General features: G+C 45.9%; 5 protein-coding genes. All 5 read right to left on the reverse strand.

The window, feature by feature from the left end; all coding sequences use genetic code 11:
• Window positions 1–1,897, reverse strand: a 1,897-nt coding sequence (locus NWQ57_RS20430; RefSeq protein WP_306024034.1) for a hypothetical protein, incomplete at its 3' end; no start/stop codon positions are given.
• 77 nt (window positions 1,898–1,974) lie between these two features.
• Entirely contained in the window at window positions 1,975–4,257 is a 2,283-nt protein-coding gene (locus tag NWQ57_RS20435) for a hypothetical protein (RefSeq protein ID WP_306024035.1), read from the reverse strand.
• Window positions 4,254–5,666, reverse strand: coding sequence for a BatA domain-containing protein (locus NWQ57_RS20440; RefSeq protein WP_306024036.1), 1,413 nt, complete (start codon window positions 5,664–5,666; stop codon window positions 4,254–4,256). The genes NWQ57_RS20435 and NWQ57_RS20440 overlap by 4 nt, the downstream gene beginning before the upstream one ends.
• 39 nt (window positions 5,667–5,705) lie before the next feature.
• Window positions 5,706–6,635: a DUF58 domain-containing protein gene (locus NWQ57_RS20445; RefSeq protein ID WP_306024037.1), complete on the reverse strand. Its 930-nt coding sequence runs from the start codon at window positions 6,633–6,635 to the stop codon at window positions 5,706–5,708.
• Window positions 6,636–6,645: 10 nt separating this feature from the next.
• Window positions 6,646–7,656 (reverse strand): AAA family ATPase, encoded by a 1,011-nt coding sequence (locus tag NWQ57_RS20450; RefSeq protein ID WP_372340957.1) that lies wholly within the window; start codon window positions 7,654–7,656, stop codon window positions 6,646–6,648.
• Window positions 7,657–7,671: the final 15 nt, after the last annotated feature.

The raw sequence follows: 7,671 nt of genomic DNA on the forward strand, positions 1-7,671 counted from the left end.
AACTAACAAACTGTTTGCGTTCAATCCATAGGGCAGTGCAGGCCAGTAAAAATACCAACAAGCTCCAACGTTTATTCAAGGCTTCACTTTGTTCTGTGGGCCTTGGTGCAGTCAGTGCATGACTGCGTTTAGCTTGGTATAAACTCGCACGTTGTTTGCGTTGCTGTTGCCAGGCTTGCCAATCATCAGCTTGATAGACATAGAGATATTGTTCATCAATTACGGGGGCGTTTTGAGCGTCTTGGTCAGTCGCTGATTGCGGCGCACCATCATAAAGTGAAAACCTTAGCCAAGTTGAGGTGTCAGGCCAAATTTGCCCACAGTATTTTTCTGTCTGGAAGGGGGCACGCGCCAGTGGAAATGTTTGTCGTTGTATTCCATGCAAAGAAGCTAGCTGCGATGTTTGCTTCACAAAGGGGGTCTTTGCTGTTGTTAAGGCGCACAGAGACATGCGTTGCTGGACAATGGGTAAGCTATCCCTTGCTTGTTTTAACCAGTATCCTAAGCCTGAGGTGGTCGCAAGTTGAGCACTTAAGTATTGCCAAAACTGTGAATAGTGCTCACTGGCGCCCGATAATTGCCATTGATAACTACTGTTTATCAAACTCAGGGCTACATAACCTTTACCTATGGCAACAGAGCTGACTAAGGCTTGCCCCTGTGTTGTTGTAACCCATGTTTGCCCTTGGTCAGTTTCGAGGATGAACGGTTGTACGTCGAGGGCCTTTGAAGGTTGTTGCTCTGACCACTTTACGAAAACCTCATTTTTTTGCACCGGCGAGATTGCACTGAGGCTAAAGCGACTGAGTAATTCATCATTAGGCTGCGCAGTGCTTTGCACGACGCTAGCATCAGCTAAAATCAGTAAACCTAAACCCTGTTCAACCGCACTGTGAAGTGTTTTTTTCTGGTCTGACTCAAGAGCATTGTATGCACGGCCATCCATTAACATTAAATCAAAGCTACTCAAGGTTTTATTGTTAAGGTTGAAGGTCGCAGAAGGTTTGTCAGCATAGTTATAATGTTGTACCAAGTGCTTGGTTTTGCTGATTTGGCTTACCACACTAACCGCTGCGTTAAATGCAGTTGCCCAATCTTTCACATTGCGTGTTTCAAAAGAGGGGGCCGATTGGTAAATGAGTAAGTTAAAGGGCTGAGGAGACTCAACCGACAATGCAATTGTTTCTGATATCATTGGACTGTCATCGACATTTTGCTCGGCGCTTTTATATACCTGTACTTCGTAATGCCAATTACCTGCTAATTGAGCGGGCAACGTAAATTCGAAATCGTCACCGTTACGCAAAGTGTGACTTTGCAGTGTTTGTTGAGTGGGATCCAATAAGGAGAGTTTGTACCACGTTGACCGCGCATCTTGCTTATCTGCGATAAAGAGTTGTCCGCTGATAGTAATAGGTGCGCCAAGCTGTGGATGTCGAGGCCACGACATATTGAGTAAACCAGAAATCGGTTCAGATGGCACATACTCAATAAGTAACTCAGGGAACTGTGCTACCAAAGATTGCCATTGTTCAGCGCTCAAGCCATCACCTACCACGGTGAGTTGTTGAAGTTTAGGTTGCCAATCAGCCAGCTGTGAAAGATGACTGAGTTGGCGCATGTTTGAGCTATCGATTGCAGGTGTTAAACGCTCGCCTTGCAATACATAAGCGGGATCTTCACCCTGTGCATCTTGAATCGTTTTTCGATTCACTTCAGACAAGTGACCAGCGGTCAGCAGCCACGCTTTTGACAAGTTTTGCTGGCTTATTTGCACTTCAGTAAGTAGCAGCATAAGGGCGACGGCAGCAATCACGTTTAGCCCCATAATGGTAAATTTGTAAATTGCTTTCTTTGATTTTAAACGCTTGTAGCTAAAGTATATGCTTACTAGCATTGCTATGCTTAACACGCTAATTACCGTTAAGCTGGTGGTGAAAGTTTGGCTATTAAGGCTCAATGCTGCAAACACCTTTAGGGCTCCTGCTGTAAAAACTGCTGATAGTTGCTTACCGCAGAATTGCTATTTAAGTACGCTTTTTTCAGTGTGCTTGGACTAGCTACAGGTGCTGGTAAACGTTGCCAAAGCTGTTGGCTTAACGCAACAATACAACGACGGCATTGCAATTTAAGTTTGTCGGCATTGAGCTGCAGCTGCTCCAATGTGGCGACAAAACTAATGGCATCAGTATTCTGAGAGGCCTCATCCAAAAAAAGCTGTTTTAATGAAGTAAATTGCTCTGAATTAAGAGTTAATTGTGTTGCAGTATCGGCGCTGAATAACCAAGTGTTAAGCGCTCTGAGTGCATCTTCAATCAAGGTGTTAGCTTGTATAAGCGTGGCAAGCTCCTTGTTCTGAGAGCGAGCGACGATATCGTTTAGCTTGCCTTGATAACGGCGAGCTTCACTCACTGGAGGCGGTTCAAATCCCAAACGTTTGACGTAAATACGTTCGGCTTGTTTCGCTCTATTTAAATAGCGCAAGGCTTCTTTTTCAAAAGGTAGGGCCAGCTCTGGTGCCGCTTGTAATAAGTGGCGTTCGGCGTCCCACATATTGGCAATTGACCGTTTCATTAAGGCTACAGGGCTGGGTTGTTCAGGTTTACCAATATACCCTAAATCAGCTTCGCCATGGTTATGACCGTATTGGGCGATCAATTGACCGTAGGCATCTTGATTATTGGTCTCTGATGACGCTTCTTCATGCCCGTGCGCATGTTGCTCGGGTTTGTTTGTTTGTTCATCATGCTTATCAGCGTCATCATGGTCTTGCTCGTCTTCATGAGCATGCTCAATAACGGGGCCTGATTCCATGCTGTGTAGAGTAGCACCTTCAAATTCATCACCTAAAAATTCGCCGTATTTCTGTTTCAAGTCGCTTTGTGCTTGGCCTAAGGATTGAGACGTTTGTTTAAATTGATCGTCGCTAAGTAGGGGCTTTTCAGCGATTAACTGCTCGGTTTCAATAATAATTTGCCGCTGACTTTTGAAATAGGCTGGGAGCACACTTTGCAACAGACCTTCGCTGGCTAATTCATTTTGCTCTTCTTCTAACCAGCGCACTATCTTGCTTGGTGAGCGAGTTTGCTGGGGCTGAGGTTGCCGATTATCTGTGGCAATAATGGTGAAGTACATTTCATCACCAGGCGCCATATCAAGTTCGCTCAATGTCCATTTTTTAAAGTAGTGAGACTTGCCTTCGATAAGTTGTTGCTGATCAAAATGAAACTGCTGGTCGCGAAACTTAACCGCCTCGCCTGAGCCTTTGGCAATAGATGCCACTATATCAACGGCAGTAATAGCATAATCGTCGTTCACCACCACCTCAACATCAAGCACTGGTGAAGTGTCTTTTGCAAATTCTGTGGTGGTAAGGACGGGTTTGATAAAACGAATAATGGGGGCAAGGTCGGCAGCCACCGCCACGGTATTGAGTTCACCTATTTGCCCCTCAGGGCCAATGATAGAATAGACAGTGGATTGAGTGAATATAGCGTCAGCTCGGTATGTGTGATTCGAGAGATATTCAAATTCAATTTGTTGACCATCACTGAGTTGTAATAGGTAAACATTGCTCGTGTTTTGTTCTTCAAATTGCAATAGCCATTCAACCTTTGCACCCGCTACTACTTGCAGGCTTAGTTTAGAGCCTGTTTCACTAGCAAGTTGAGTGTAGGGCGGCGGCGTAATCTGTACTTGGATAGAAGCCAGTGTTGGGGGTAGCACCTGCTTTGCCTCTGCGCTTACCTGCTGCGGGGATGCTGAATTATCGCTTTGTAGCGATAAATTTATGCCAGCTAAAATGATCAACAAACTCATAATACTGAGGCTGATATATTTGTTTAAATGCAAGGAATGCCACAAAAAGCGCTGCTGTGATAATAGCGCAGCTAAACGAGGCATAATTTTATCTCGTTGCATGCTTTGTAACACATTGAGCTGGGCTGGTGTTTGTAGCACCAACTGAGCGCTTTCTTGTAGTTCGGGATAGTGGCGATTGTAATGCAATAGCAGATTAGCCGGGGTGATGGCTTGAAAAGCGGGTGATTTGCTGGTCAGCAAGAGCCTAGTAAGCAGCAGTACTAGGCTGATGATACCAAGCGTCAGGGCAGGTAAATTAAGATAATAGCTACCAAAGGCTAACAGTAATAACAGCAAGGGTAAAAGGCTTAATAGCGCGCGCAGCAAGCGAACCGCTTTGTATTGCTTTACAATTTTGGCTAGTGCTTGGTCAATGTGGGTTTGCTGCTCACTCATTGCGTGCTGCTCGATGTAGACTGTTTTTCACTCAGTAGTCTTTCGGCTAAAAACAGCAAACAAATCAACCAGATTAACCACGTAAGATCTGAATCGCTCCGAGCGGCCTTTTGTTCGGAGCTCACGTCTAAAGCACCTGCGGTATTCTGACTCTGACCTAAGGCTTGAATATATTCAGCAGAATAAAATTCAACAGTGTTGTCGGCGCTAGGAAACATCATTTCAGCTAGCAATAGGGGCAAGGTGACTGATTCAAGGGCATTGCTCCAACGGGGTTCAAAGCGGCTATAAAACTGCACGATGCTGCCAGCTTGCTGTTCCGACTCACTGAGTAAAGGCTGCGATGCTGTGGTATGCCAGCGATGTTTTGCTCGAGTTTCAGGAAAACTCATATGGGGGACTACCGCTAAACGGGCGCCTGACAGCCCAAGCCCTAAGTCACTTTGCCACAAGGCTGCGTTACCATCACCTGGGGCTTGTAAGATAAGGCGACGTGAGTCGTTAATTTGCTTGAGCAGCCTATCTGGCACAGGGCTGTCGCTTAACCAAAATATCACTTGGGCCTGCTGGGGTGCATCCTCTGATGGCAGCGTTTCTGATGGGGTCGCGCTGACGGCCCCCCCTTGCGAGGCTAAATTTGCAATGGCTCTGACGTCGAGTGTCACATCAGGGCTGTCTTGCTTTTTCAATGCATTAATGGCGCCAACCAAATAGCGCTGACTATGTGCGGTTTGTGCTTCAAAGTACATAGCGATAGTGACGTGTGGTTTGTCACTGGCCTTGGAGATGGCATTGATATCTTTGACATGCCACTCAATGGTTTGGGCTATCGGTACGCTTGGGCCACTAAACTGCGCAGCTCGATTAGTCACGTACACAGTCAAAGACTCATGCGCTGCAAGCTGACTGCTGTAACTACTCATCTTAGCCCAGATATTCACTGCGGCCACAGGGCTGGCTACTGGGCCATTGAGAATTTGTGTGCTGTCTAAAGTTTGTTGTAAGTCTATTCTCGCCGGGCTATCAAGCAGCACGACTTTTTTGTGTTGAGCCTGACTCGCAAGTGCTTGCCTTTCTTCTATAGAGCTGGCTTGTAACCAATCTTGACTCACCAGTATGAGGCCCTTGTCTTCTCTATTATGGTTGAGTTTTGGGGCAGCCAAAAAAAACGCAAGAAGCAGGAATATCAGCACTCGAAGTAACAACAATATTCGCTGGTGTAATTTAAGTTGGCGACGCAGTTGGTTTTTTTGTTGGGGCAGTAAGGTGACCGGAGCAAAATAAATCAAACGCGCCCGATAACGATTAAACAAGTGAATAATTATAGGGATTAACGTCGCCAGTGCCGTCAGCAAATACCAGGGATTAGCCAGTTGCAACCAGCCTGGTTGACTGAGCCAATCAAACATAAGGACTCGCTATCTCAAAGACGACGTTTAGCATTAGGCTCATCGAAGTCGCCGCCTTAAGCTTAAAATTTGATGCAAGGTTGCATCCAAAGGTTTATCAATATTGGCTATTGTATGGCCAATCTGGGCTTGATTGAGCTGTGATGCTAGAACGTGGTTAAACTCAGCACGGGCAGCTAAGTAGTCACGTTTTGCATCTTTTGCCCACAATAAGCGGCTTTGATGACTTTCTAAATCTTCAAATCGAATCAGCCCTTCATAGGGAAAAAGTACCTCGTCATCTGACTCTAGCTGTATCGCCATCACCTCGGTTTTACTGCCATTTAACTTGCGCATAAAGGCTAAAATATCTTGGTTATGTTGATAAAAGTCACTAACAACAATGACTAAGGCATTGTCTTGTAATCTGGCTAAAGGTTTGAGCAAGGTTTGGGCCGCAGGAAAGGTGCCCCCCGCTTTTATTCGCGCCAGCGCAAGTAAGACTTTGCGCCAATGCTGTGCCCCATTGTGGGCCGGTAAAAACTGCGGATTGTCTTGCGATAAATTTAACAAGCCAATGGCGTCGCCTTGTTGCTGAGCCAAGTAGGACAGGGTGGCCAACAGAGTACGAGCATAATCAAGTTTATGCCAAGAACTTAGGTCATCAGCTTTGTTATGCACGGACTGTTGCAACATAGAATTGCTGCTATCAATCACCAGCCATACATTGATATTGCTCTCACGCTGCGCTTCTCGCACAAAATATTTATCGGAGCGTGCATACAATTTCCAATCTATTTTGCTTAACGCATCGCCTGGCTCATAACTACGATATTGACTGAACTCAACCCCTGTACCCTTTTGAATACTGTGTTGCACGCCCTGCAAAAAGCCCTGAGCAAGGCATTTCGCCAATAAAGGTAAGTCTTTAATCCGCGCTAATGCACTCGGGTTGAGCAAGTTAAGAGACTGCGAAGTGGTATTAGCCATGGGTTGTCATTTACACCAAAGGGCTAACGGGTAAACTAAGAGCTTGCAATAAGGCATCAATAACCTGATCGCTTTGCATATTATCGGCTTCAGCTTGAAAATTGAGTAAGATGCGATGGCGCAATACGCTGTGTGCCACCGCTTTTATGTCGTCTACGGTCACCGCAAAACGGCCCTGTAAAAAAGCCCGCGCTTTGGCGCAAAGGGTCAGTGCTTGTCCGGCTCTTGGGCCAGCTCCCCAGCGCACAAACTGAGTAATGGCAGCAACGTCGCTGGTTTCTGGGCGGGTTGCTCTGACTACACGGCTCACATAGTCAAGCAGTGGCTCAGCCATTTCCACTTCACGCACTAAGCTTTGTAAGGCGATAATATCTTGGGCTTGTAATACTGCATTGATATGCGTTGAAACATTGCTGGTGGTGCGGCGTAATATTTCTATTTCTTCTTCTGCACTGGGGTAACCCACACGAATAAACAGTAAAAAACGGTCGAGCTGTGCTTCAGGCAGCGGATAGGTGCCTGACTGTTCTACAGGGTTTTGGGTGGCTAAAACGAAAAAGGGCTTTGGCAGGGCATAACTGTGACCTGCGTAACTGACCTTTTTTTCTTGCATGGCTTCAAGCAAAGCCGCTTGGGTTTTAGGTGGTGTACGATTAATTTCATCAGCTAGCAACAGATTGGTGAAAACAGGGCCTTGTTGAAATTTAAAAAAGCGTTTACCACTGTCGTGGTCGGTTTCTAAAATTTCGGTACCAATGATGTCGCTAGGCATTAAATCAGGGGTAAATTGCACACGTGTAAAGTCAAGGTCTAAGGTCTGTGCCAAGGAGCTCACCATTAAGGTTTTTGCCAAGCCTGGTACGCCTTCTAATAGGCAATGACCGCCAGCCAACATACCCATTAATACCTGTTGAACCACATCTTGTTGGCCCACAATGACTTTGCCGACTTCATCTTGTACCAGGCTTAATTTTTGTTGAAGTTCGCTAACTTGCTGGGCGCTTATTGTTTGGTCACTCATTTTCATTTTTCCTTG

Origin of the sequence: Paraglaciecola sp., from assembly GCF_030730205.1 — a bacterium.
GTDB lineage: Bacteria > Pseudomonadota > Gammaproteobacteria > Enterobacterales > Alteromonadaceae > Paraglaciecola.

Excerpts from the sequence above, each read along its gene's own strand:
- NWQ57_RS20435 (WP_306024035.1), bottom strand. The coding sequence starts at position 4,257 with ATGAGTGAGCAGCAAACCCACATTGACCAAGCACTAGCCAAAATTGTA.
- NWQ57_RS20450 (WP_372340957.1), bottom strand. The coding sequence starts at position 7,656 with ATGAGTGACCAAACAATAAGCGCCCAGCAAGTTAGCGAACTTCAACAA.
- NWQ57_RS20440 (WP_306024036.1), bottom strand. The coding sequence starts at position 5,666 with ATGTTTGATTGGCTCAGTCAACCAGGCTGGTTGCAACTGGCTAATCCC.
- NWQ57_RS20445 (WP_306024037.1), bottom strand. The coding sequence starts at position 6,635 with ATGGCTAATACCACTTCGCAGTCTCTTAACTTGCTCAACCCGAGTGCA.